We start from the raw sequence: 25480 nt of genomic DNA on the forward strand, positions 1-25480 counted from the left end.
GTGCTCACCGAGATCCGCATCGAGTCGCTGGGCGCCATCAGCGCCGCGGTGGGGGAGTTCGGCCGCGGCCTGACGGTGCTGACCGGCGAGACCGGCACCGGCAAGACGATGGTGGTGACCGGCCTGCACCTGCTCGGCGGGGCCCGCGCCGACGCCACGCGGGTGCGGTCCGGCGCCGAGCGCGCCGTCGTCGAAGGCCGTTTCACCACAACAGATCTCGACGACGCGACGGCGGCGCACCTGGATGGGATGCTGGAAGACCTGGGCGGGGAGCGCGACGAGGACGGCAGCGTGATCGCGCTGCGCTCGGTCAGCCGCGACGGACCCTCGCGCGCGTATCTGGGCGGCCGCAGCGTCCCCGCGAAGTCGCTGGGCGACTTCACCACCGAGCTGCTGACCCTGCACGGCCAAAACGACCAGCTGCGGCTGATGCGTGCCGAGGAGCAGCGCGGCGCGCTGGACCGGTTCGCCGGCGCCGGTGCGGCGCTCGAACGCTACCGCAAGCTGCGTGACGCCTGGCTCACGGCGCGGCGCGACCTGATCGACCGCCGCGACCGGGCCCGCGAGCTCGCCCAGGAGGCCGACCGGCTGAAGTTCGCATTGAACGAGATCGACACCGTCGACCCGCAACCCGGGGAAGACGACGCGCTGGTCGCCGACGTCCTGCGGCTGTCCGAACTGGACACGCTGCGCGAGGCCGCCGCCACGGCGCGCGCGGCGCTGTCGGCGGACGATGCGGACGAGCTCGGCCAAAGCGCCATCGACAGCATCGGAAAGGCAAGGGCCGCACTCGAATCCACCGACGACGCGACGCTGCGGGCGTTGGCCGGCCAGCTCGGCGAGGCGCTCACGGTGGTCGCCGACGCGTCGCACGAGCTCGGCGGCTTCCTCGACGAGCTGCCGGTCGACGCCAGCGCGCTGGAGTCCAAGCTGGCCCGTCAGGCCGAGCTGCGCACGCTGACCCGCAAATACGCCGCCGACGTCGACGGGGTGCTCGAGTGGGCCCGGGAGTCGCGCGAACGGCTCGCGCAGATCGACGTCTCCGAAGAAGGCATGGCGGCAATCGCGAGGCGGGTCGACGAGCTGGCCCGCGAACTGTCCGAGGCCGCAGCCGATCTCAGCAAGGTGCGGCGCAAGGCCGCCAAGCGGTTGGCCAAGGAGGTGACCGCGGAGCTGTCCGGGCTGGCGATGGCCGACGCCGAGTTCACGATCGACGTGAGCCTCGACGCCGCGGGCCAGGACGATCCGGGCACGCTGGCGCTGCCCTCCGGCGAGCTGGTCCGCGCCGGCGGTGACGGCATCGACCAGGTCGAGTTCGGCTTCGCGGCCCACCGCGGGATGACGGTGCTGCCGCTGGCCAAGAGCGCGTCCGGCGGGGAGTTGTCCCGGGTGATGCTGGCAATAGAAGTGGTCCTCGCCACTTCCCGTAAAGAGGCGGCCGGCACCACGATGGTGTTCGACGAGGTGGACGCCGGCGTCGGCGGCCGCGCGGCGGTGCAGATCGGCCGGCGGCTGGCGCGGCTGGCCAGCACCCACCAGGTCATCGTGGTCACGCACCTGCCCCAGGTCGCGGCGTACGCCGACGTGCACCTCGTGGTGCACAGCGCTGGACCCAAGGGGACCAGCGTGGTGCGGCGGGTCACCGACGGTGACCGGGTGGCCGAGCTGGCGCGGATGCTGGCCGGGCTGGGCGACTCGGACAGCGCCCGGGCGCACGCCCGCGAACTGCTCGAAACCGCGCAGAACGACAGGGACTGACCCGTCCCCATGCCGCGAGTGTGCGTGTTTGTGCGCCGACACGCCGCGCAGCCCGTACAACTGCGCACCCTCGCCGCGACCAAGGCGTAATGGCTCTGTTACTGATGTGACTCTAGATAACTTATGAGGCGGATGTTACGGCGCGCCTACTCGCCTGTCCCGGGCTTCACGGACAGAATCGCCCCCATGAAGATGTCAGGTCTGCTATCGCGTAACACGTCCCGGCCCGGCCTCACCGGCACCGCCCGGGTCGACCGGAACATCGACCGCCTGCTGCGCAGGGTGTGTCCCGGCGACATCGTGGTCCTCGACATCCTGGATCTGGACCGCATCACCGCGGACGCACTCGTCGAGGCCGACATCGCCGCCGTCGTCAACGCCTCGCCGTCGGTCTCGGGCCGCTACCCGAACCTGGGGCCCGAGGTTCTGGTGAACAACGGCGTCACCCTCATCGACGAGACCGGACCCGAGGTCTTCAAGAAGGTCAAGGACGGCGCCAAGATCCGCCTCTACGAAGGCGGGGTGTACTCCGGCGACCGCCGCCTGGTCCGCGGCACCGAGCGCACCGACCACGACATCGCCGACCTGATGCGCGAGGCCAAGAGCGGCCTGGCCGCCCACCTGGAGGCGTTCGCCGGCAACACGATTGAGTTCATCAAGAGCGAAAGCCCGTTGCTGATCGACGGTATCGGCATTCCCGACATCGACGTCGACCTGCGCCGCCGGCACGTGGTGATCGTGGCCGACGAGCCCAGCGCCGAGGACGATCTGCGCTCGCTCAAGCCCTTCATCAAGGAGTACCAGCCGGTGCTCATCGGTGTCGACACCGGCGCGGATGTGTTGCGCAAGGCCGGGTATCGGCCTCAGATCATCGTCGGCGACCCCGACAAGATCAGCACCGACGCCCTCAAGTGCGGCGCCCACGTGGTGCTGCCCGCCGACGCCGACGGCCACGCGCCCGGGCTGGAACGGATTCAGGATCTCGGCGTCGGCGCCATGACGTTCCCGGCCGCCGGTTCGGCGGTGGATCTGGCCCTGCTGCTGGCCGACCACCACGGCGCCGCGCTGCTCGTGACAGCCGGCCACACTGCCAACATCGAGACGTTCTTCGACCGGACGCGCGCGCAAAGCAACCCCTCGACGTTCTTGACCAGGCTTCGGGTGGGGGAGAAGGTGGTGGACGCCAAAGCCGTTGCCACGCTGTACCGCAACCACATTTCGGCGGGCGCCATCGCATTGCTGGCGCTGACCATGTTGATCGCCGTCATCGTGGCGCTGTGGGTGTCCCGCACCGACGGTGTGGTGCTGCATTGGATCACCCACTACTGGAACCACTTCTCCCTCTGGGTGCAGCACCTGATCACCTAGTTCGAGGACGGTGCGGTAAATGATCTCGTTACGCCAACATGCCCTGTCGCTGGCCGCCGTCTTCCTGGCGCTGGCCGTGGGAGTCGTGCTGGGCTCCGGATTCTTGTCGGACACGCTGCTTTCCAGCCTGCGTGCCGAGAAGCGTGACCTCTACACCCAGATCAGCGGGCTCAACGACCAAAAGAACGCGATGAACGAAAAGCTGGCCGCGGCAAACAATTTCGATAACCAGCTAGCCGGCCGGATACTGCACGACGCCCTGGGCGGAAAATCGGTGGTGGTGTTCCGCACCCCCGACGCCAAGGACGACGACGTCGCCGCCGTCGCGAAGTTCATCGGTCAGGCGGGCGGGACGGTGACCGGAACGGTCTCGCTGACGCAGGAGTTCGTCGACGCCAACTCCGCGGAGAAGCTTCGGACGGTGGTGAACTCGTCGGTCCTGCCCGCCGGTCAGCAGCTGAGCACCAAGCTCGTCGACCAGGGTTCGCAGGCCGGTGATCTGCTGGGCATCGCCCTGCTCGTCAACGCCAACCCGGCCGTGCCGCCCGTGGACGATCCGCAGCGCGACACGGTGCTGGCCTCGCTGCGCGACACCGGGTTCATCACCTACCAGCCCGCCGAGCACCTCGGGCCGGCCAACGCCGCCCTCGTCGTCACCGGCGGCGCGCTGCCGCAAGACGCCGGCAATCAGGGCGTCAGCGTGGCCCGGTTCTCAGCCGCAATGGCCCCGCACGGCTCGGGCACCCTGCTGGCGGGGCGCGACGGTGCGGCGACGGGCGGCGCCGCGGTGGCCGTCACCCGGGCCGACGCCGGCATGTCGTCGGCCATCAGCACCGTCGACGACGTCGACGTCGCACCCGGCCGCATCACGGCGGTCCTGGGCCTGCACGACCTGATCAACGGCGGCCATGTCGGGCAGTACGGCACCGGCCACGGGGCCACCTCGATCACCGTGCCTCAGTAAGGGTGAAGTAGCGGGCGTGTTCCCCGCGACTCGGCGTCGTGGATGTTAGGGTGGATTTCCGTGGGTCGGCAGGCCCATCTAGTTAATCGCTAGACAAACTTCAAGCCCTGCCCGTCTTCACGGAGGTCGCCTGTGCGAAAGCACCCGCAAACCGCCACCAAGCACCTCTTCGTCAGCGGTGGGGTCGCTTCCTCGCTGGGCAAGGGTCTGACCGCCAGCAGCCTGGGGCAGCTACTGACGGCCCGCGGGTTGCACGTGACGATGCAGAAGCTCGACCCGTACCTCAACGTCGACCCGGGCACGATGAACCCGTTCCAGCACGGTGAGGTGTTCGTCACCGAGGACGGCGCCGAGACCGACCTCGACGTCGGCCACTACGAGCGGTTCCTGGATCGCGACCTGTCGGGCTCGGCGAATGTGACGACCGGGCAGGTGTATTCGACCGTCATCGCCAAGGAACGTCGCGGCGAGTATCTCGGCGACACCGTCCAGGTCATTCCGCACATCACCGACGAGATCAAGCGGCGAATCATGGCGATGGCCCTGCCGGATGCCGACGGGCATCGCCCGGACGTCGTCATCACCGAAATCGGCGGCACCGTGGGCGATATCGAGTCGCAGCCCTTCCTGGAGGCGGCGCGGCAGGTGCGCCACGACCTCGGCCGGGAGAACGTCTTCTTCCTGCACGTCTCGCTGGTGCCCTACCTGGCCCCCTCGGGCGAGCTCAAGACAAAGCCCACCCAGCACTCGGTGGCCGCGCTGCGCAGCATCGGTATCACCCCGGACGCGCTGATCCTGCGCTGTGACCGCGACGTCCCCGAGGCGCTGAAGAACAAGATCGCGCTCAGCTGCGACGTCGACATCGACGGCGTCATCTCCACCCCCGACGCGCCGTCGATCTATGACATCCCGAAGGTGTTGCACCGCGAGGAACTCGACGCGTTCGTGGTGCGCCGGCTCAACCTGCCGTTCCGCGACGTCGACTGGACCGAATGGGACGACCTGCTGCGCCGGGTGCACGAACCGCACGAGACGGTGCGGATCGCCTTGGTGGGCAAGTACGTCGAGCTGTCCGACGCCTACCTGTCGGTCACCGAGGCGCTGCGCGCCGGCGGGTTCAAGCATCACGCCAAGGTCGAGATGGTCTGGGTGCCGTCCGACGACTGCGCGCAGGCCCATGACGCCGCGGCCGCACTGGGCGACGTGCACGGGGTGTTGATCCCCGGCGGGTTCGGCATCCGCGGGATCGAGGGGAAGATCGGCGCGATCCGCCATGCCCGTGCGCGCGGGCTGCCGGTGCTGGGGCTGTGCCTGGGCCTGCAGTGCATCGTGATCGAGGCCGCGCGCTCGGCGGGTCTCACGGAGGCCAACTCGGCCGAATTCGAGCCGGGCACACCGGATCCCGTCATCTCGACGATGGCCGACCAGGAGCACATCGTCGCCGGCGAGGCCGACCTCGGCGGCACCATGCGGCTCGGTGCCTACCCGGCGGTGTTGGAGCCGGATTCGATTGTGGCCCAAGCCTATGGCGCCACGGAGGTGTCCGAGCGGCACCGGCACCGCTACGAGGTGAACAACGCCTACCGCGACAAGATCGCCGAAAGCGGCCTGCGTTTCTCGGGGACCTCGCCGGATGGCCACCTGGTGGAGTTCGTCGAATACCCGCCCGAGGTGCACCCGTTCATCGTCGGCACGCAGGCCCATCCCGAACTGAAGAGCCGGCCCACCCGGCCGCACCCGCTGTTCGTCGCGTTCGTCAAGGCGGCCCTCGACTACCAGGCGGGCGAGCAACTGCCGGTGGAGATCCCCGAGCAGCACTCGCCCAACGGCACCCAGCACCGAGACAGCGTTGAGCGGCCGCTACCCGAGCCCGCGGCCCGTGGCTGAACACGTTTTCGAGACGGCGTCATCCGAAACGGTGCACACCGGAAAGATTTTCGCGCTGCGCCGCGATCGGGTGCGGATGCCCGGCGGCAAGATCGTCACCCGTGAGGTCGTCGAGCACTTCGGCGCGGTGGCCGTGGTGGCCATGGACGACGACGGCAACATCCCGATGGTCTATCAGTACCGGCACGCGTTCGGGCGACGACTGTGGGAACTGCCCGCCGGGCTGCTCGACGTCGGCGGCGAGCCTCCCCAAGTGACAGCCGCGCGGGAGCTGCACGAGGAGGCGGGGCTGAAGGCCGACACCTGGCGGGCGCTTGTCGACCTCGATTCCACGCCCGGCTTCAGCGATGAATCCGTGCGCATCTATTTGGCCACCGAGCTCACCCAGGTGGACCGCCCCGAGGCGCACGACGAAGAGGCCGACATGACGCTGGCCTGGTATCCGCTCGAGGAGGCCGTCCGCAAGGTGCTCAGCGGCGAAATCGTCAATGCCATTGCGGTGGCGGGGATTTTGGCCGCGCACGTCGTCACCACCGAGTTCATGCTGACGCGGCCCGCGGACAGCCCGTGGATCGACAAGCCGACCGCGTTCGCCGCGCGGAAGGCCGCGCAATGACGGCGCCGGCGCTGGACGTGCAACTGCAGGGCTACCTCGATCACCTGACGATCGAGCGAGGGGTGGCGAAAAACACGCTCAGCTCTTATCGCCGCGACCTGCGCCGCTATTCGAAGCACCTGGCGGACCGCGGAATTCACGACCTGGCCAAGGTCGGCGAGGACGACGTCAGCGAGTTCCTGGTGGCGTTGCGCCGCGGCGACCCGGAGGCCGGGACGGCGGCGCTGTCGGCGGTGTCGGCCGCGCGGGCCCTGATCGCGGTGCGCGGCCTGCACCGGTTCGCCGCCGCCGAAGGCCTCGCCGAACTGGACGTGGCGCGGGCCGTGCGGCCGCCGACCCCCGGCCGTCGGCTGCCCAAGAGCCTCACGATCGACCAGGTGCTGGCGCTGCTGGAGGGCGCCGGCGGCGACAGCCCGAGCGACGGCCCGCTCACGCTGCGCAACCGCGCGCTGCTGGAATTGTTGTACTCCACCGGTTCTCGGATCTCCGAGGCCGTCGGCCTCGACGTCGACGACATCGACACCGAAGCCCGGTCGGTGCTGCTGCGCGGCAAGGGCGGCAAGCAGCGACTGGTGCCGATCGGGCGGCCCGCCGTGCAGGCGCTGGACGCGTACCTGGTGCGCGGCCGGCCCGACCTGGCGCGCCGGGGCCGCGGCACGCCCGCGATCTTCCTGAACGCCCGCGGCGGCCGGCTGTCGCGGCAGAGCGCGTGGCAGGCGCTGCAGGACGCCGCCGAGCGCGCCGGCATCACCTCGGGGGTGTCGCCGCACATGCTGCGGCATTCCTTCGCGACCCACCTGCTCGAGGGTGGCGCGGACGTCCGGGTCGTGCAGGAGTTACTCGGGCATGCCTCGGTGACGACGACGCAGATCTACACGCTGGTCACCGTGCACGCGCTGCGCGAGGTGTGGGCGGGGGCGCATCCCCGGGCCCAGTAGTTGGCGCGAGCAGACGCAAAAGCTCCCATTTCGTGCCGAAATAAGGGGCTTTTGCGTCTGCTCGCGGCGGGTACCGCTAGCCCAGGTATTCCGACTCGAGCACCAGGTCGGACACCAGCGACTGGTACTCGACGTGCGTCTTGTGCTCGACGGTGTTCCACCGCCGGCCCTGCTGCCCGCGCATGTAGTTGCGGTACTTCGGCGCGCCGGGGATTCTGACGTTGTCGGCGACGACGATCGCGCGCGGGCGCAGCCAGCCCCGGTCCACGATGCTCATCAGGTCGCCCAGGTAGGCGTTCTTGTCGTGGTCCAGGAACACGAAATCGACTGCGCAGGAAGCGAATCCATACTCATTGGCCAGAGCGTCCAACGTACGCCCGCCGTCACCGATGGTGCCGACCACGCACGTCACGCGGTCGGCGACCCCTGCGTGCTCCCAGATCCGTCGGGCGTTGGCGGCGTTGGCCTCGGCGAGCTCGACGGAGTACACCTTCGCTGTGGGGGCGGCACGGGCGATCCGCAGCGCGCCGTAGCCACAGTAGGTGCCCAGCTCGAGCGCCAGCGCCGGATCGGCGCGCCGCACGGCCGCATCGAGCAGCTGCCCTTTCTCGTCTCCGATGCTCATCAGCATCGACTTCTCGTACGCGAACTTGTCCAGGGTGGCCAGCACGTCGTCGATGTCGCCGGCGCGGGCTTTCCGCAGCACGTATTCGGCTGCGGCGGCCTCTCGCCCGTCGCCGATCTGACCCGTCGTGGTGATGTTGCGCGCGCCGGTGGCCATCCGCCACACCGACCACCGCAGGATGGGCAGTCGCCGCTTGAGATCCATGTAAACCCACGTTAGCGCCGGCCCCCGCCGCGACCGCAATGGTGCTGGTGTGACTGGAGTTAGCCCTGCGCGCAAAGGTGCGCTCCACCAGCGATTTCTGCGCATGTTGGCTGGTGACTCGCCCGCGCGGCGCCCGGCTTAAATGGTCGAAGCCGCTAGACTTTCGAGCGATGTTCACCTCCCGAACACGCCGGGCGTGATGACCGAGCACCCGGACAACGGCGTCGAGATCGGCTTGACGGGACGCCCCCCGCGGGCGATCCCCGAGCCGGCGCCGCGCACGTCGCACGGCCCGGCCAAGGTTGTCGCGATGTGCAACCAGAAGGGCGGCGTCGGGAAGACCACCTCGACGATCAACCTTGGTGCCGCGCTCGCCGAGTACGGTCGGCGGGTGCTGCTGGTGGACATGGACCCGCAGGGGGCGCTGTCGGCGGGCCTGGGCGTCCCGCACTACGAGCTGGAGAAGACGATCCATAACGTGCTGGTCGAGCCGCGGGTGTCGATCGATGACGTGCTGCTCCACACCCGGGTCAACCACATGGATCTGGTGCCCAGCAACATCGACCTGTCGGCGGCCGAGATCCAGCTGGTCAACGAGGTGGGCCGGGAGCAGACCCTGGGCCGCGCGCTGTACCCGGTGCTGGACCGCTACGACTACGTGTTGATCGACTGCCAGCCGTCGCTGGGGCTGCTCACCGTCAACGGTCTGGCCTGCTCGGACGGCGTGGTGATCCCGACCGAGTGCGAGTTCTTCTCGCTGCGCGGCCTGGCGCTGCTCACCGACACCGTCGACAAGGTGCGCGATCGGCTCAACCCGAAACTCGAGATCAGCGGCATCCTGCTCACCCGCTACGACCCGCGCACCGTGAATTCGCGCGAGGTCATGGCCCGCGTCGTGGAGCGCTTCGGCGACCTGGTGTTCGACACCGTGATCACCCGGACCGTCCGGTTCCCGGAGACCAGCGTCGCGGGCGAGCCGATCACCACGTGGGCGCCGCGATCGACCGGCGCGATCGCCTACCGCGCGCTGGCCCGCGAGTTCATCCACCGATTCGGCGCGTGAACGGCTTGCAAAATGGAGGGGCCAACGGTGAGGCGCCAGCCAAGGACGGCTTCCGGGTTCGCCTGACCAACTTCGAGGGGCCGTTCGACCTGCTGCTGCAGCTGATCTTCGCCCATCGCCTCGACGTCACCGAGGTGGCGCTGCACCAGGTCACCGACGACTTCATCGCCTACACCAAAGAGATCGGTTCCCAGCTGGGCCTGGAGGAGACCACCGCGTTCCTGGTGATCGCGGCGACGCTGCTCGACCTCAAGGCCGCCCGCCTGCTGCCGGCCGGGCAGGTCGACGACGACGAGGACCTGGCGCTGCTCGAGGTGCGCGACCTGCTGTTCGCGCGCCTGCTGCAGTACCGTGCCTTCAAACACGTCGCCGAGATGTTCGCCGAGCTGGAGGCCGCGGCGCTGCGCAGCTACCCGCGCGCGGTGTCGCTGGAGGACCGGTTCACCGAGCTGCTGCCCGAGGTGATGCTCGGCGTCGACGCCGAACGGTTCGCGCAGATCGCCGCGGTCGCGTTTACCCCGCGCCCGGTCCCGACGGTGGCCATCGGTCACCTCCATGAGCTGCAGGTCTCGGTCCCCGAGCAGGCCGAAAAGCTGCTGGCGATCCTGGAGGCCCGGGGCAGCGGCCACTGGGCGACCTTTTCCGAACTGGTCGCCGACTGTCAGGCGCCGATCGAGGTCGTCGGGCGCTTCCTCGCGCTGCTCGAGCTGTATCGGACGCGGACGGTAGCATTCGACCAGTCAGAGCCGCTCGGCGTGCTGCAAATTTCGTGGACCGGGCAGCGTCCGGTGGAAGTGCGGGACGAATAATGGACCGCGCCGCCGACGATGCAGCGCGCAGCGGTGAGGAGGAGCGGCGCAGATGACGGACGAGCTGCCCGAAGTCGATCTGGACTACGGCATCCCGGACATCGCCGAGGCGGCGCCGATGGACGCCGACGAGCTCGGCTCCGTGCTCGAGGCGCTGTTGCTGGTGGTGGACACACCCGTCACCGCGGAGGCGCTGGGCGCGGCCACGCAGCAACCCGTCTACCGCATCGCGGCCAGACTGCAGCAGATGGCCGCCGAGCTGACCGAACGCGACAGCGGCATCGATCTGCGGCAGACGAGCGAAGGCTGGCGGATGTACACCCGCGCGCGGTTCGCGCCGTACGTCGAGAAGCTGCTGCTCGACGGCGCGCGATCCAAGCTCACCCGGGCCGCGCTGGAGACGCTGGCCGTGGTCGCCTACCGGCAGCCCGTGACGCGGGCGCGGGTCAGCGCAGTGCGCGGCGTCAACGTCGACGCCGTCATGCGCACGCTGCTGGCGCGCGGCCTGATCACCGAGGCCGGCGTCGACGACGACACCGGCGCGACGACGTTCGCCACCACCGAGCTGTTCCTGGAGCGGCTGGGGCTGACGTCGCTGGCCGACCTCCCCGACATCGCGCCGCTGCTGCCCGACGTCGACACCATCGAGGACCTGAGCGAATCCCTGGACAACGAGCCACGTTTCATCAAACTCGCGGGCGGTTCGGCCTCCGCGGAGTCCTTGTCCTTCGACGTGGACAAGGATTGATGGACGACAGTCAAGGGGTCCGCCTGCAAAAGGTGTTGTCCCAGGCCGGAATCGCGTCGCGCCGCGCCGCCGAGAAGTTGATCGTCGACGGCCGCGTCGACGTGGACGGGCAGGTGGTCACCGAGCTCGGCACCCGCGTCGACCCGGACGCCTCGGTGATCCGCGTCGACGGCGTCCGGGTGCTGCTCGACGACTCGCTGGTATACCTGGCCCTGAACAAGCCGCGCGGCGTGCACTCGACCATGTCCGACGACCGCGGCCGGCCGTGCATCGGGGACCTGGTGGAGCGCCGGGTGCGCGGCACCAAGAAGCTGTTTCACGTCGGCCGGCTGGATGCCGACACCGAGGGGCTGATCCTGCTGACCAACGACGGCGAGCTGGCGCACCGGTTGATGCACCCCTCCCACGAGGTGCCCAAGACGTACCTGGCGACGGTGAGCGGCACGGTGCCGCGCGGGCTGGGCAAGAAGCTGCGCGCCGGCATCGAGCTGGAGGACGGGCCGGCGCGCGTCGACGATTTCGCCGTGGTGGACGCCATTCCGGGGAAGACGTTGGTGCGCTTGACATTACACGAGGGCCGCAACCGGATCGTGCGCCGGCTGCTGGCGGCGGTGGGCCACCCGGTGGAGTCGCTGGTGCGCACCGACATCGGCGCGGTGTCGCTGGGGGAGCAGCGCCCGGGCAGCATCCGCGCGTTGCGGCGCGACGAGGTCGGGCAGCTGTACAAGGCGGTTGGGCTGTGACCGGCGTGGTAGTTGCCATCGACGGCCCGGCCGGCACCGGGAAGTCCTCGGTGTCAAAGGGTTTGGCGCGCGCGCTGGGGGCCCGCTACCTGGACACCGGGGCGATGTACCGGATCGTGACGCTGGCGGTGCTGCGCGCCGGCGTCGATCCCGCCGACGCCGAGGCGGTCGGTTCTCTGGCGGCGCAGGTGCAGCTGTCGGTCAGCTACGATCCCGATGCCGAACGGTGTTACCTTGCCGGCGAAGATGTTTCGGTGGAGATCCGCGGCGACGAGGTCACCCGGGCGGTCTCGGCGGTATCCGCTGTGCCGGCGGTGCGCGCCCGACTGGTCGCCCTGCAGCGGGCGATGGCCCAGGGGCCGGGCAGCGTCGTCGTCGAGGGCCGCGACATCGGAACGGTGGTCTTGCCCGATGCGCCGGTGAAGATCTTCCTGACCGCCTCGGCTGAAACCCGGGCGAAGCGCCGCGACGACCAGAACGTCGCGTCCGGCCTGCCCGGTGATTACGAGGCGGTGCTGGCCGACGTACGGCGCCGCGATCACCTCGATTCCACCCGGGCGGTGTCGCCGCTACGCGCGGCGCCCGACGCGGTGGTCGTCGACACGAGCGACATGACCGAGGCGCAGGTGATCGCGCACCTGCTCGCTTTGGTGCGGGAGAAGAGCGGGGCGGTGCGGTGACGCAGGACGGCACCTGGGTCGACGAAAGCGACTGGGAGGCGGTCGATTCCGAACTCTCCGACGTCGACGAGCCAGGCCCCGCGCCCGTCGTCGCAGTGGTGGGCAGGCCCAACGTCGGCAAGTCGACCCTGGTCAACCGGATCCTCGGCCGACGCGAGGCGGTGGTGCAGGACATCCCGGGTGTCACGCGCGACCGGGTGTCCTACGACGCGCTGTGGACCGGGCGGCGGTTCGTCGTGCAGGACACCGGTGGGTGGGAGCCCGACGCCAAGGGCTTGCAGCAGCTCGTGGCCGAGCAGGCGTCGGTGGCCATGCGCACCGCCGATGCGGTGATCCTGGTGGTCGACGCGACCGTCGGCGCCACCGCCGCCGACGAGGCCGCCGCGCGGATCCTGCTGCGTTCGGGCAAGCCGGTCTTCTTGGCGGCCAACAAGGTTGACAGCGACAAGGCCGAGGCCGACGTCGCCGAGCTGTGGTCGCTGGGGCTCGGCGAGCCGCACGCCGTCAGCGCGATGCACGGCCGCGGCGTCGCCGATCTGCTCGACGAGGTGCTGGCCGCGCTGCCCGAAGTGTCGGAGGCGGCGCCGGCGGCGGGCGGTCCGCGGCGGGTGGCTCTGGTCGGCAAGCCCAACGTGGGCAAGAGCTCACTGCTGAACAAGCTTGCGGGCGACCAGCGTTCGGTGGTTCACGATGTCGCCGGGACGACCGTGGATCCGGTCGACTCGCTCATCGAATTGGGCGGCAAGGTCTGGCGGTTCGTCGACACCGCGGGTCTGCGGCGCAAGGTGGGCCAGGCCAGCGGGCACGAGTTCTATGCGTCGGTGCGCACCCACTCGGCGATCGACGCGGCCGAGGTGGTGGTCGTGCTGATCGACGCGTCGCAGACCCTGACCGAACAGGATCAGCGGGTGCTGTCGATGGTGATCGAGGCCGGCCGTGCGCTGGTGCTGGCGTTCAACAAGTGGGACCTGGTCGACGAGGACCGCCGCGAGCTGCTGGAGCGCGAGATCGACCGCGAGCTGGCGCAGCTGCGGTGGGCGCAGCGGGTCAACATCTCCGCCAAGACGGGCCGCGCCGTGCAGAAGCTGGTGCCGGCGATGGAGACCGCGCTGGAGTCCTGGGACACGCGGATTTCGACCGGGCAGCTTAACGCGTGGATCAAAGAGGTGGTGGCGGCCACGCCGCCGCCGGTGCGCGGCGGGAAGCAGCCACGCATCCTGTTCGCCACCCAGGCCACCGCCCGCCCGCCGACGTTCGTGCTGTTCACCACGGGTTTCCTGGAGGCCGGCTACCGGCGTTTTCTGGAGCGGCGGCTGCGCGAGACGTTCGGGTTCGAGGGCAGCCCGATCCGGATCAACGTGCGGGTGCGCGAGAAGCGGGGAGCGAAACGCCGCTGAGCGCCTGGGATGCGCGCGGCTTTTCTGGACCATTAGGCGGCTCTCGAAAACGGTAGCGCCAGCGGTATAACTGAGCTGTCGATCCCGCAGTGTGGGATGTGAAAGCCGTATCACAGGACGATCTGTTGACTTTGCGCCGCCCGGCCTCCTACTGTCTCTTATAGTGCGGGTTGACATGCCCGCATCGTGGGAGTACGGAGGCAACCGTGTCGCGTTTCAGCGTGCAGGGCAAGTCGATCCTGATCACCGGCGCGACCGGCGCCCTCGGTAGCGTCGCCGCCCGGGCGCTGGCCGAAGCCGGCGCGCGGCTGACGCTGGCCGGCGGCAACGCTGCGGCACTGCGGGACCTCGGCATCGATGACGCCGCGGTGGTCACCCGTCGCGCCGACACCCCGGCCGACGCCCAGGAGATGGTCGAGACCGCCGTCGCCCGGCACGGCCGCCTCGACGGGGTTCTCGTGGCCTCGGGCATGAACCACGTCGCGCCCATCACCGAGATGGCCGTCGAGGACTACGACAAGGTGATGGGCGCCAACGCCCGCGGGGCATGGCTGGTGTGCCAGGCTGCCGGACGGGTGCTGCTCGAGCAGGGGTCCGGCGGCAGCGTCGTGCTCGTGTCCTCGGTCCGTGGCTCCCTCGGTCATCCCGCCGGCTATAGCGCCTACTGCCCGTCGAAGGGCGCCACCGACCTGCTGGCCAAGAGCCTGGCCGCGGAGTGGGGCCCGGACGGCATCCGGGTAAACGCCCTGGCGCCAACGGTTTTCCGCTCCGAGGTGACCGAGTGGATGTTCGCCGACGACGAGAAGGGCCGCCAAACCCGCGAGGCCATGTTCGCCCGAATCCCGTTGCGCCGCTTCGCCGAACCCGACGACTTCGTCGGCGCCCTGATCTACCTGCTCAGCGACGCGTCGAGTTTCTTCACCGGCCAGGTGATGTATCTCGACGGCGGCTACACCGCGTGCTGATCGAAAGGAAATCATGAGTATCACCTGGCCCCTCGGCGACGCCGAATCGAAGCTGGAGTTCTACGACCTGTCGCATCCGTGGGGGCATGGCGTGCCGGCGTGGCCGTACTTCGAGGACGTCAAGATCGAGCGCCTGCACAACATGGCACGAAGCCGGGTGCTGACCCAAAAGGTCACCACCGTCATGCATTCCGGCACCCACATCGACGCGCCCGCGCACGTCGTCGAGGGAACGCCGTTCCTGCACGAGATCCCGCTGAGCGCGTTTTTCGGCACCGGCGTCGTCGTCTCGATCCCGAAGAAGAAGTGGGAGGTCGTCACCGCCGAGGACCTGGAGAACGCCACACCGCAGATCCGGCCCGGTGACATCGTCATCGTCAACACCGGCTGGCACCACACCTACGCCGACAGCGCCGAGTATTACGCCTACTCGCCGGGGTTCTACAAGGAGGCAGGGGAGTGGTTCGCGGCCAAGGGCGTGAAGGCCGTGGGCACCGACACCCAGGCGCTGGACCACCCGATGGCCACCTCGATCGCCCCCCACGGCCCGGCCGAACACACCGGCGGCCTGTTGCCCTGGGCGGTAAGGGAATACGAGCAGGAGACCGGCCGCAAGGCGCTCGACGACTTTCCCGAGTGGGAGCCCTGCCACCGCACGATCCTGTCCAAGGGCATCTACGGCTTCGAAAACGTCGGGGGAGACCTGGACAAGGTCACCGGAAAGCGCGTCACCTTCGCCGCGTTCCCCTGGCGCTGGGTGGGCGGCGACGGCTGCATCGTCCGCCTGGTCGCGATCGTCGACCCGACCGGGACGTATCGCCTCGAGACCGGGCGGGCGGCGTGACGTCCGACGGCGCCGGCATCCAGGTGATCGCGCGTGCGGCCGAGATGCTGCGGCTGCTGCAGGCGCACCCTGGCGGACTCAGCCAGGCCGAGATCGGCGAGCGGCTGGGCATGGCGCGCTCGACGGTGAGCCGGATCCTGGGGGCACTGGACGACGAAGGCCTGGTGGCCTCGCGGGGTGCGCGCGGCCCATATCGGCTCGGGCCCGAGATCGCGCGCATGGCCGCCACCGTGCGGCTCGGCGTGGTGATGGACCTGCACCCGCTCATGGAGGAGCTGTCGCGCGAGCTCGAGGAGACCGTGGACCTGTCGATCCTCGACGGCGACCGCGTGACGTTCGTCGACCAGGTCGTCTCGCCGCACCGGCTGCGGGCGATCAGCGCGGTCGGGGAGTCGTTTCCGCTGCACTGCTGTGCCAACGGCAAAGCGCTACTGGCAAGCCTGCCGCCAGAGCAGCGAGCGCAGGCCTTGCCCAGCCGGCTGGCCCGGCTGACCGACAACACCATCACGACGCCGGCGGCGCTGCGCCGGGAGCTCGAACGCGTCCGGATTGAGGGCGTCGCATATGACCGCGAGGAGCAGACCGAGGGCGTCTGCGCGGTCGGCACCGTGCTGCCCGGCGTGGGCGAGCAACTCGTGGCGGTCAGCGTGCCCGTTCCGGCGCAGCGGTTCTACCGGCGCGAGTCGGAGCTAGCGGAGGCCCTGCTGGCCTGGGTGCAGGAGAGTCGCAGGTCACTCGGGCATTAGTAAGGTGGCGGGTCGTCTGCTGTAGGCTGTCGACCTGCTGCCGGTGATTCAGGCGGCATCCGGGCTGTGGCGCAGTTTGGTAGCGCACTTGACTGGGGGTCAAGTGGTCGCAGGTTCAAATCCTGTCAGCCCGACCATGTCAGTCCGAGGCACGAAACAGGCGCAAGTGCTCGGTCACGACACTCGACTCGAGGAGATGCCTCCCAGACCGCTGCGCCAGTTTGCCTTCAACGGGCAAACCCAGCGCCCGTATTCGACGAACCTCATGTCCGTCGCAGACGCGTTCATGTTGACAAGGCACAATGGCGCTAATGACAACTCCCCAGGGGCCCTCGCGCGGCGATTCCCCGGAATGGAATCGTCCCGCCGAGCCGCCCGGCCGCAGCGGGGGACCGGTACGTCCAGGGCCCCAGCCCGCGCCCCCATCGGGATCTCCGACCCGACAGATTCCTCAGGCCGGCCGGCCATACCCGCCGCCACCGCCGAATCGACCACAGCCGCCCGGCCGCCCGCCGACTCCGCAGCCGTATCCGCCGGGCCGCCCGCCGACCCCGCGGCAGCATCAGCCCGGCCCGCCGCCAAGACAGCCGGAGCAGGCGACCACTCGGCTGCCTACTCAGCAGCCGCGGAGCGAAGCGCCGGCCCCACGCCGACGCCGCTTCTGGGGCAACCGGCGGTCGATGGCTCTTGTCCTGGCCATCGTGCTGGTGGTCATCCTGGCCGCCGTGGTCGGTGCCGAGCTATTCCTCCGCCACCTGGTCGGCAGCAAGGTGGCAAGCGCAGTGGCGTGCGAGGTGCAGGACAGCGCCACCGTGTCGTTCGCCTCCATGCCGCCAATGCTCTGGCAGTACTTCAGCGGCCAGTATCCCGACATCTCTGTGCAGACTGCCGGCAATCAGGTGCGCAGCGCCAAGGGCATGAAAGTCAACATCAATATCAAGGACCTTCGCCTCAGTGACACCAACAACTCCAAGGGCACCATCGGCGCGCTCAACGGCACCATCACCTGGTCATCGGACGGCATCAAGGAATCGATCCAGAACGCCATCCCGGTGCTGGGCAGTTTCGTGACGAGCAAAGTCACCACCAACCCCGGCGATGGAACGATCCAGTTGAAGGGTCTCCTCGACAGCGCCACTGTCAAGCCGCAGATCGCCAATGACGGGCTGTCACTGCAGGTGGTCAACTTGACCGCGCTGGGCTCCAAGATGTCGACGGACAAGGTGCAGACGAATCTAGACAGTCTCACGTCCAAAGCGACCCAGAACTATCCGCTCGGCATTCACGCCGACAACGTCAAGGTCACGGATACCGGTGTGGAGGCAACGTTTTCCACCACCAACGCGACCATCCCGGCGGCATCGTCGTCGTCTCAGACCGGTCAAGACTGCTTCAGCGGAGTCTGATTCGGCTCAGCCCATCGCAGCGGGCGTGGGTGGGAGATCGCGCGGAGCGTAGCCATGGCGCCGACTGACGTTGTGGAGTGACGTGCTTGGGCCTCCTAGGCTGCTGTAAGGCGTTGCTGATTAACAAGTTTCGCTTATCGAAAGAGAATTGCCTTGTATCAATGGTGATTTCACTAGGGTCGTTGCGCCTGGCGAGCTGAATTCGTTGTCAACTCACAGCTACTCGTAGGGCACCGTGGAGCTTTCGTGCTTAGCGTCATCGAAGGCCGACCTTGATCACGGAAGTTCTGGGGGATTGCCGATGAGCCGGGCGCAACGCATTGCGAATTGGAATCCCGAGGACCTCGCGGCTTGGGAGGCGGGCAATAAGAAGATCGCCCGGCGGAACCTGATCTGGTCTGTGTTCGCCATGCACGTCGGCTACTCGGTCTGGTCGATCTGGTCGGTGATGGTGTTGTTCATGCCGAGGTCCGTGTACGGCCTTTCGCCGGCCGACAAGCTTCTGCTGGGTGCTACCGCGACCCTCGTCGGTGGCTGTCTGCGCATCCCGTACGCGGCGGCGGTGGCCAAGTTCGGCGGCCGCAACTGGATGGTGTTCTCTTCGCTGGCGCTGTTGATCCCGACGGTTGGCACGATCCTGCTGCTGGCCAACCCCGGTCGGCCGTTATGGATGTATTTGGTGTGTGCGGCGTTGACCGGCATGGGCGGCGGCAACTTCTCCGCTGCGGTCGCCAATGTCAACGTCTTCTACCCGCAGCGACTCAAAGGCGCGGCGCTGGGCATTGCCGGTGGCGGTGGAAACATCGGGGTGCCGATGATCCAGGTGATAGGTCTGGTAGTGCTCGCGACCGCCGGTAACCGGCAGCCCTACTGGGTATGCGCGATCTATCTGGTGCTGTTGTCACTGGCCGCGCTCGGGTCGGCATGGTTTCTGGACAACATGGAGCTGCCCCGCGCCGAACACAAACCCATGCGAGCGGCTCTGGTGCACCGCGACACCTGGATCCTGGCGGTGCTCTACGTCGCGACGTACGGCTCATTTATCGGATTCTCGTTCGCCTTCGGCCAAGTGCTGCAAATGAACTACATGGCCACCGGGCAAAGTGCGCTGCAGGCGTCGTTGCATGCCGCCCGCGTCGCCTTTCTCGGACCGCTGCTAGCGTCGCTGGCCCGGATGTATGGCGGCAGGCTCTCCGACCGCCTCGGCGGAGGCGCCGTCACCCTGGGAGCTCTGGTTGCCATGATTGCTGCTGTCAGCGCGCTGATCGAGGTGAGTGCGCACGCCGACAATCGCTCCGGCCCCTTGAGCGCCATCACCATGACCGGCTACATCGTCGGTTTCATGGCACTTTTTGTTTTGTGCGGGATCGGCAACGGCGCCGTGTACAAGATGATCCCGGCGGTTTTCGAATCGCGCAGCCGCGCCGTGAACGCCGCCGAGGCCGAACGCCGCCACTGGGCTCGTGCGATGTCCGGTGCCGTGATCGGAATCGTCGCCGCGATCGGCACGTTCGGCGGTGTATTGATCAATCTGGCACTGCGACAGTCCTATCTGACCACAGGCTCGGAAACGACGGCGTTCTGCTTTTTCTTGTTGTGCTACCTCATTGGGTCAGTGCTGACGTGGTGGGTCTACGTGCGGCGGCCCCCCGCCGAGGCGAAACCAGAGTTGCGCGAAACATCGCTTGTCGAGACCGGTGGTCCTTAGGCGCGCCGCGGTCACGGGTACTGACACGTCACGATGGGCGCGGCATCTCAATGCCCCTTCGCAGAATCCGCATGAGCCTCTGCACAAGATGAGTTGCTGGTCACCGGTCGAGGAACTTTTGGCGGTCAACGATTACGCGATCGATTTCACCGCGAGCAACAACCTGCCCTGAATCGTCGGTCGCCTTCACCTCGAACGTCAGCCGCCGCCCATCGACCGGCGATAGGGGCTCGGCAGTGACCTCTACCGTGCCGCCTACGTGGGTCGCGCGCCGGTGCTCGATGCGCACCGCGGTACCGACGGTCGTCTGGCCAGAACCGGCGAACGGCGCAGCGGCTTGCACGGTGGCCGCTTCCAGCCATGCAATGAGCCGTGGAGTCGCGAGCACCGGCACATCGCCGCTGCCGATCTGTGCGGCGGTGTCGGCGTCGGTCACTTGGTAGCGCATAACTACACGCTAACGCGTCCGCCAAAAGCCCTTGATCGCCGGCACCCAACCAGAACGGCCATCCCGACGATTCTGCGGGCACAGCGCGTAAACATCGGTGCGAGAACGCAACAGCCCAAGAGAACCGCACGTTATCAGCGGCGCCGGCACCCGTGGTCACCGGTGAGGCGGGTGCTCCCGTCGGTGTCGCCTGGTAACGCGCCGGTTCCCCGCTTCCCTCGCGAACCACGCCTAACGCTGGTTAGTCTGACTCGGGTTCGGTTGCACAGCGTCGCGGCCTAAGGAGGATCACCGTCATGGACGCCGATCTGAAACGCTGGCTGGACTCCGGCGAGTACTTCGACTACCTCGGCTTCGACATCTTTTACCGCGTCGAGGGGAGCGGGCCGCCGCTGCTGCTGATCCACGGCTATCCGTTCAACACCTTTGACTGGGCGGCGATCTGGCCCACACTGACGCAACGGTTCACCGTCGTCGCACCCGACATGATGGGTATGGGATTCTCCGCGAAACCCGTGGCCTACGAATACTCGGTCACCGACCACGCCGACATGCACGAGGCGCTCCTACAGCACCTCGACATCCACAACGCGCACATCCTGGCCCACGACATCGGCGATTCGGTGGGCCAGGAACTGTTGGCCCGTCACGAATTCGGGCAGCAGGCGTACGGCGAATGGCGCATCGACTCGATCACCTGGCTCAACGGCGGCATGTTCATCGAGTCGTACACGCCCAGGGCGGCGCAGAAGCTGATGTCGGGCACCCCGTTGGGCGACGTCTTCAGCCATGTGCAGAACAGTCCGCTGTCCCGGCGGCTACTGGAACCCACACTGCGCGAGATGTTCGGGCCCAACACCAAGCCGACCCGGCGCATGATGGACGTGTTCAACCAGATCTTGGACTACAACGACGGCCGCCGAGTGCTGCACAAGGTCGGACGGTTCATCAACGATCGGTACAAGCACCGCAACCGCTGGGTGCGCGCCATGCGCCAGACCACGGTTCCGATGCGGCTGATCGACGGGCCGGTCGACCCCAACTCCGGTGCCCACATGGCCCGCCGCTACGCCGAGGTGATCCCCGACCCCGATGTGGTGATGCTCGCCGACGACATCGGGCACTGGCCGCAGATCGAGGCGCCCGACGCGGTATTGACGCACTTCCTCGCCCACATCGAACGGATCTCCCGGCGCGACGAATAGGCACCCACCAAGTCGCTGCCCTTAACGGAGACCCGGCGCGGGCCGCCACGCTGCATAATTGTGAACATTGGGTTCAGTTATTTGCGTGTAGAGGTGACGGGTGGCTGAGGATCCGAGGTCTCGTCCGGGCCGACCACGCAGCGAGCAGTCCCGTTCGGCCGTCCTGCGCGCCACGTCGGAATTGATCAACGAGGTAGGCCTGCGTGCGATGACGACCGACGAGATCGCCACCCGCGCCGGCGTGAGCAAGGCGACGATCTACAAGTGGTGGCCGAACAAATACGCGGTTGCAGTCGAGGCGTTCCTGTCGGAAATGGCGAAGGAGTCGCCGGACCCCGACACGGGGTCGGCCGAGGAAGACTTCCGCCAGGCGCTCCGGGGTCTGATCCGCTTCTACCGCAGCAAAAATGGCCGAGCGTATGCCCAACTCATCGGGGAGGCGCAGTTCGATCCCCAGATCGGCAAGGAACTGCGGGAGCACCTCGTGAGCTCTCGACGGGAATTGGTGCGGGCGATCTTGGACCGCGGCGTCGCGCGGGGGGAGCTGCGGCCCGACGTGGATTCAGAGGCCGCGATCGACCTGATCTTCGGGCCCGCGATGTACCGGCTGGTCGCCGGTCACGCACCGCTTGATCGCAACGCCGCCGACGCGATCGTGGACGCGGCGATGCGCGGCCTGGCGCGCTGAGACTGACATCACAGATCCGGCGGGATCAAAGCCGCCTTGCAGCGTGTTGGCTGCATTCGGAAACTAAACGTTCAGTTTTTAGAGGAGCCTGGTATGACGAACGCCTTTCCGGTCACAAAACCTCCGACGCCGGTCGCGGCGCGTCGGCCCTCGACCATCCGCAAGATGACCGTCGAGCTGATCGGCACATTCTTCTTGGTGTTCACCGTCGGGGCCACCGTGCGCGGCGGCGCTGCGCTGGCTCCGCTGGCGATCGGGTCGGCACTGATGGTGATGGTGTATGCCGGCGGGCACCTCTCCGGCGGCCATTACAACCCGGCCGTGACGCTCGCTGCGCTCGTCCGCGGCCGGATCGAACGCACCGACGCGTTCGGGTACTGGATTGCCCAACTCGTCGGCGGTGTCGCGGCTGCTCCGGTGGTCCGGGCGGTTGTCAATGCTTCGCAGGCCCGCGCCGTCGCACCGGCTGGTCATGCCATGACGAGTGCGCTCGTTGGCGAGTTGCTGTTCACCTTCGCACTCGCCTATGTCGTGCTCAACGTGGCCACGAGCAAGGACAACGCTGACAACTCCTTCTACGGCCTGGCGATCGGGTTCACGGTCGCGGTCGGGGCCGTCGCGGTCGGCGGGATATCGGGGGGCGCCTTCAACCCCGCCGTGGTCGTGGGCGGCGCGGCGATGGGACTGTTCGCCTGGTCGACGCTGATCTATGTGGCCGCACAACTGGTTGCCGGCGCCGGCGCCGGCCTGATGTTCCGCGTCCTCAACCCCGACGACAAGTAAACGGCAGCCGACCATGAGCCCAAATGCTATGGCGGCCAGCCGATCCCGTGGTCCGCTGGCATCCGAGCGTCGCAGCGCTGATCTCTGGGCCGGGCCGCGGTGATGCGGTTCGCCTAATCCCTGCCCCGCGATTTGGTCTTGCGGCGCAACCTGTCTTGCTCTAGCCGTCGAGCCAGTCCGTCGATGATCAGTTGCAGTCCGAACTCGAATTCATCCTCCAGCGGCACGGGAAGGTGCTCCGCAACGGCGGCGGTGGCCGGAAACACATGGGTGTCCAGGCCTTCGAACTGGGCCGAGAATCGCGGATCGGCCGGGCCCTCGGCGGTGGTGTGACCGGACCACTGCATAGCGAAGCCCAACACGTAACGAGCCAACGTCGCGTACGAGCGCGCAGCGAGTTCACGGGGGAACTCGTTGTCGAGCAGCAGCGCCACGAATCTTTCCCGGTAAGCCATCGCGTAGGGGCCGACCGGAAGCTGCTCGGCGAGCAGGGATGCGGCATTGGTGTGTCGCCGCAACGCCTCGAACATGGATTCTGCGGCTGCATGAATGGCTTGCTGCCACCCCAAGCCCTCCAGCCGCTCGGCGTCGAACTCGATCTCGGCGAAGACCCGATCGACGACATGCGCGATCAGTTCGGCTCGGTTGGCAAAGTGCCGGTAGAGCGTTGCCGTACCCGAACCCAGACGTTGCGCGAGGGCACGCATCGATAGGGCATCAGCCCCTTCCTCGTCGACGATCTGCAGGGCGGTGGCGATGATCCCGTCCACCGGGATCGCGGGTCGTCCAGGGGAACGGCGGGGTACCGGCTCGGCGGCCGTTCTCTCGCCACGGGTGCTCGTCACATACGCAAGTATGTCCTTGGTTGACAACCGCGCCAATAACGGCAACACTGTTACCGAAACAAAGGGGGTGCCGCCTTGTAGGCGCAACTATCTGGCGGGCACCACAAATGCAACCCGATCGAAAGAGTTTCACCCCAATGCTGCTGCCACTAGCAACCAAGCCCTTCACGGTCCCGACAGACCGGGACATGCTTCCGTCGGAGCGGCGAGAGTTCGTCCGCACTCACCGCACGTGCGTCTACGGTTTTCGGCGCAAGCAGGACGGGCCCGCAATGTCCATCGTGTACTACATCCCCACCGACGGCGACGAACTTCTGGTGGCTACCATGGCGGGCCGCGGCAAAGCCCGTGCCGTACAGCGCGACGGCAAGGCGAGCATTTGCGTCCTGGACGAACGATGGCCGTTCGCGTATCTGCAGGTATACGCCGACGCCGTGATCGACCGTGACCACGAGACCGTGGTGGATGTGATGATGGCAGTGGCCGGGCGCATGTCCGGTCAACCGCTCGGCGATGAAGCCCGGCCCCACATCGAGGAGATGGTGGTCAAGGAAGATCGTGTCGTCCTGCGTTGCAAACCGTACGCCACGTTCGCGTCGCCGCCGCGGCACCTTTATCGCAACGACCAAGTCGCCCAGCTCAATCATTGGTTGGGGTCCGCCGTTCCCTGGGACGCCCCGGACCCGGAATAGGACCGGGTGGCTCGCCATGAGGCGGACGCTGCTGCGCGGTGCGCGGGTGATCACGATGGCGCCCCACCGGCCGGACACGGAAAGTCTCGACATCCTCGTTGAGGACGATCGCATCGCAAGCCTCGGCGATCACCCCGACAGCGACGGCGCGGAAATCGTTGACCTTTCTGGTCGTATCGTGATCCCCGGGCTGGTCAACGCCCACTTGCACACCTGGCAAACCGCTCTGCGGTGCGTGGGCGCCGATTGGACCTTGCCGCAATATCTGCGCCACGTGCACGGCGACGTTGCGCGGCGCTACAGCGCCGAAGACATCTACATCGCCAACCTGGTCGGCGCTCTCAACCAAATCAACTGCGGCATAACCACACTCGGTGATTGGTGTCATAACAACCGGACCCCCGAACATGCGGACGCGGCCGTCGACGCGTTGCGCCATGCCGGCATCCGCGCGGTCTTCTTCCACGGCATCCCGGACCGGTCAGCCGACACTGCCCATCCGCTGCACGAAATCGACCGACTGCTCGACGGCCCGTTCCATGACCATTCGTTAGTCAGTCTCGGGATGGCGATCAGCGGTCCGCAATACTCCACACCCGATGTGGCTGTGACTGATTTCCGCGCCGCCAAAGACCGCAACCTCGTCGTCTCGATGCACCAGAGCGGTGGCGAACCCGCGCCCGGATGGGAAGCCGTGCGCACCGCCGGGCTGTTCGGACCGCGGACAAATATTGTGCACGGCTGTGGTCTGACGGCCGGCTGGATCAAGGCCCTCGGCGAAGCCGGCGTCACGTTCACGATCACACCCGAAAACGAGCTCAGTCACGGCCACGGAACTCCGATCACCGGCCCCCTGCTGCGAGCCGGTGTGGCGCCGTCCGTGGGCACCGACACCGAAACCGCGTCATCTGGCCACATCCTCACCGGCGCACGGATCGCGTTAGCTCATCAGCGCGGCCTCGAGCACGATCGCACCCGAGAAGCGACAGGCGCCTCGTCGGCGACGAACTCGACCACCGGCAGGCAAGCTTTATCGTGGGCGACGTTCGAAGGAGCGCGTGCACTGAGTCTCGCCGAACATGTCGGCCAGATTCAGCCCGGCATGCAGGCGGACCTGGTAGTCATCGATGCTGCGGCGATCAACCTGTGGCCGTCGCATGACGCGATCGCCGCGGTGCTCTGCGCGGATATCAGCAACATCGAAGCGGTCATGATCGCCGGGCGGTGGCGCAAACGCAATCACCGCCTTGTCGGAGTGGAACTCGCCGGCCTCCGGGACAGGCTGCTCGCCTCGGGCCGTCGCCTCCTTCGGCGCCCGACGCGGCGTTGACGATTCTCTCTCCCCACATC

At 67.7% G+C, this 25480-nt stretch carries 25 protein-coding genes and 1 tRNA gene; 23 read left to right on the forward strand and 3 right to left on the reverse strand.

The window, feature by feature from the left end; genetic code table 11:
* The 6 genes from recN to xerD all read left to right on the forward strand — a co-directional run bounded on the left by recN (position 1) and on the right by xerD (position 7531).
* Positions 1–1758, forward strand: a complete 1758-nt coding sequence (gene recN, locus A5696_RS12660) for a DNA repair protein RecN (RefSeq protein WP_067878710.1) — start codon at positions 1–3, stop codon at positions 1756–1758.
* Between the two features lie 186 nt (positions 1759–1944).
* Positions 1945–3126 carry a putative cytokinetic ring protein SteA gene (steA, locus tag A5696_RS12665; RefSeq protein WP_067878712.1) on the forward strand — a complete coding sequence of 394 codons (1182 nt, stop codon included), beginning with the start codon at positions 1945–1947 and terminating at the stop codon, positions 3124–3126.
* 19 nt (positions 3127–3145) lie between these two features.
* Positions 3146–4090: a copper transporter gene (locus A5696_RS12670; protein WP_067878714.1), complete on the forward strand. Its 945-nt coding sequence runs from the start codon at positions 3146–3148 to the stop codon at positions 4088–4090.
* 132 nt (positions 4091–4222) lie between these two features.
* The gene (locus A5696_RS12675) at positions 4223–5977 is read left to right on the forward strand and encodes a CTP synthase (protein WP_067878718.1); all 1755 of its coding nucleotides are present in this window, start codon (positions 4223–4225) and stop codon (positions 5975–5977) included.
* A complete protein-coding gene (locus A5696_RS12680; RefSeq protein ID WP_067879186.1) occupies positions 5970–6593 on the forward strand; it encodes an NUDIX hydrolase in 624 nt (207 codons plus the stop codon). Before A5696_RS12675 ends, A5696_RS12680 begins: the two co-directional genes overlap by 8 nt.
* Entirely contained in the window at positions 6590–7531 is a 942-nt protein-coding gene (gene xerD, locus A5696_RS12685) for a site-specific tyrosine recombinase XerD (protein WP_067878734.1), read from the forward strand. Before A5696_RS12680 ends, xerD begins: the two co-directional genes overlap by 4 nt.
* A gap of 76 nt (positions 7532–7607) precedes the next feature.
* On the opposite strand, the gene A5696_RS12690 is transcribed toward xerD, so the two are convergent.
* Complete coding sequence (locus A5696_RS12690; RefSeq protein WP_067878737.1) at positions 7608–8360, reverse strand: O-methyltransferase; 753 nt, start codon at positions 8358–8360, stop codon at positions 7608–7610.
* A gap of 199 nt (positions 8361–8559) precedes the next feature.
* Here A5696_RS12690 and A5696_RS12695 point away from each other — a divergent pair, with 199 nt between their 5' ends.
* From A5696_RS12695 to A5696_RS12750, 12 genes are all read left to right on the forward strand, one after another.
* Positions 8560–9423: a ParA family protein gene (locus tag A5696_RS12695; protein WP_067878740.1), complete on the forward strand. Its 864-nt coding sequence runs from the start codon at positions 8560–8562 to the stop codon at positions 9421–9423.
* Positions 9420–10232: a segregation/condensation protein A gene (locus A5696_RS12700; RefSeq protein ID WP_067878743.1), complete on the forward strand. Its 813-nt coding sequence runs from the start codon at positions 9420–9422 to the stop codon at positions 10230–10232. The genes A5696_RS12695 and A5696_RS12700 overlap by 4 nt, the downstream gene beginning before the upstream one ends.
* Before the next feature lie 52 nt (positions 10233–10284).
* Positions 10285–10980 carry an SMC-Scp complex subunit ScpB gene (gene scpB, locus A5696_RS12705; protein WP_067878746.1) on the forward strand — a complete coding sequence of 232 codons (696 nt, stop codon included), beginning with the start codon at positions 10285–10287 and terminating at the stop codon, positions 10978–10980.
* On the forward strand, positions 10980–11723 hold the full coding sequence (locus A5696_RS12710) for a pseudouridine synthase (protein WP_067878748.1): 744 nt from the start codon (positions 10980–10982) through the stop codon (positions 11721–11723). Before scpB ends, A5696_RS12710 begins: the two co-directional genes overlap by 1 nt.
* Positions 11720–12403: a (d)CMP kinase gene (cmk, locus tag A5696_RS12715; protein ID WP_067878750.1), complete on the forward strand. Its 684-nt coding sequence runs from the start codon at positions 11720–11722 to the stop codon at positions 12401–12403. The genes A5696_RS12710 and cmk overlap by 4 nt, the downstream gene beginning before the upstream one ends.
* The gene (gene der, locus A5696_RS12720) at positions 12400–13800 is read left to right on the forward strand and encodes a ribosome biogenesis GTPase Der (protein ID WP_067878752.1); all 1401 of its coding nucleotides are present in this window, start codon (positions 12400–12402) and stop codon (positions 13798–13800) included. The genes cmk and der overlap by 4 nt, the downstream gene beginning before the upstream one ends.
* Positions 13801–13970: 170 nt before the next feature.
* Positions 13971–14765 carry an SDR family NAD(P)-dependent oxidoreductase gene (locus tag A5696_RS12725; RefSeq protein ID WP_067878754.1) on the forward strand — a complete coding sequence of 265 codons (795 nt, stop codon included), beginning with the start codon at positions 13971–13973 and terminating at the stop codon, positions 14763–14765.
* A 13-nt stretch (positions 14766–14778) separates the two neighbouring features.
* A complete protein-coding gene (locus A5696_RS12730; RefSeq protein ID WP_067878758.1) occupies positions 14779–15609 on the forward strand; it encodes a cyclase family protein in 831 nt (276 codons plus the stop codon).
* Positions 15606–16355: an IclR family transcriptional regulator gene (locus A5696_RS12735; RefSeq protein WP_067878761.1), complete on the forward strand. Its 750-nt coding sequence runs from the start codon at positions 15606–15608 to the stop codon at positions 16353–16355. Before A5696_RS12730 ends, A5696_RS12735 begins: the two co-directional genes overlap by 4 nt.
* 60 nt (positions 16356–16415) lie before the next feature.
* Positions 16416–16492, forward strand: a tRNA-Pro gene (locus A5696_RS12740).
* Between the two features lie 543 nt (positions 16493–17035).
* Complete coding sequence (locus A5696_RS12745) at positions 17036–17761, forward strand: DUF2993 domain-containing protein (RefSeq protein WP_082956509.1); 726 nt, start codon at positions 17036–17038, stop codon at positions 17759–17761.
* Between the two features lie 301 nt (positions 17762–18062).
* On the forward strand, positions 18063–19469 hold the full coding sequence (locus A5696_RS12750) for a NarK/NasA family nitrate transporter (protein ID WP_082956508.1): 1407 nt from the start codon (positions 18063–18065) through the stop codon (positions 19467–19469).
* 100 nt (positions 19470–19569) lie between these two features.
* Here A5696_RS12750 and A5696_RS12755 read toward each other — a convergent pair whose 3' ends face one another.
* On the reverse strand, positions 19570–19917 hold the full coding sequence (locus A5696_RS12755; protein ID WP_067878767.1) for a thioesterase family protein: 348 nt from the start codon (positions 19915–19917) through the stop codon (positions 19570–19572).
* A 296-nt stretch (positions 19918–20213) separates the two neighbouring features.
* On the opposite strand from A5696_RS12755, the gene A5696_RS12760 reads away from it, so the two are divergent.
* The 3 genes from A5696_RS12760 (at position 20214) to A5696_RS12770 (ending at position 22593) form a co-directional block, all read left to right on the forward strand.
* A complete protein-coding gene (locus tag A5696_RS12760; protein WP_067878769.1) occupies positions 20214–21122 on the forward strand; it encodes an alpha/beta fold hydrolase in 909 nt (302 codons plus the stop codon).
* A 100-nt stretch (positions 21123–21222) separates the two neighbouring features.
* Entirely contained in the window at positions 21223–21810 is a 588-nt protein-coding gene (locus tag A5696_RS12765) for a TetR/AcrR family transcriptional regulator (protein WP_067878772.1), read from the forward strand.
* A gap of 93 nt (positions 21811–21903) precedes the next feature.
* Positions 21904–22593: an MIP/aquaporin family protein gene (locus A5696_RS12770; RefSeq protein WP_197516962.1), complete on the forward strand. Its 690-nt coding sequence runs from the start codon at positions 21904–21906 to the stop codon at positions 22591–22593.
* 113 nt (positions 22594–22706) lie between these two features.
* Here A5696_RS12770 and A5696_RS12775 read toward each other — a convergent pair whose 3' ends face one another.
* The gene (locus A5696_RS12775; RefSeq protein WP_197516963.1) at positions 22707–23363 is read right to left on the reverse strand and encodes a TetR/AcrR family transcriptional regulator; all 657 of its coding nucleotides are present in this window, start codon (positions 23361–23363) and stop codon (positions 22707–22709) included.
* Positions 23364–23575: 212 nt separating this feature from the next.
* On the opposite strand from A5696_RS12775, the gene A5696_RS12780 reads away from it, so the two are divergent.
* Both A5696_RS12780 and A5696_RS12785 read left to right on the forward strand, forming a co-directional pair.
* Positions 23576–24130 (forward strand): pyridoxamine 5'-phosphate oxidase family protein, encoded by a 555-nt coding sequence (locus A5696_RS12780; protein WP_067878775.1) that lies wholly within the window; start codon positions 23576–23578, stop codon positions 24128–24130.
* Between the two features lie 16 nt (positions 24131–24146).
* Complete coding sequence (locus tag A5696_RS12785) at positions 24147–25460, forward strand: amidohydrolase family protein (RefSeq protein ID WP_067878778.1); 1314 nt, start codon at positions 24147–24149, stop codon at positions 25458–25460.
* Positions 25461–25480 lie beyond the last annotated feature (20 nt).

This window comes from Mycobacterium sp. E2699, from assembly GCF_001666745.1.
Classification (GTDB): Bacteria; Actinomycetota; Actinomycetes; order Mycobacteriales; family Mycobacteriaceae; genus Mycobacterium.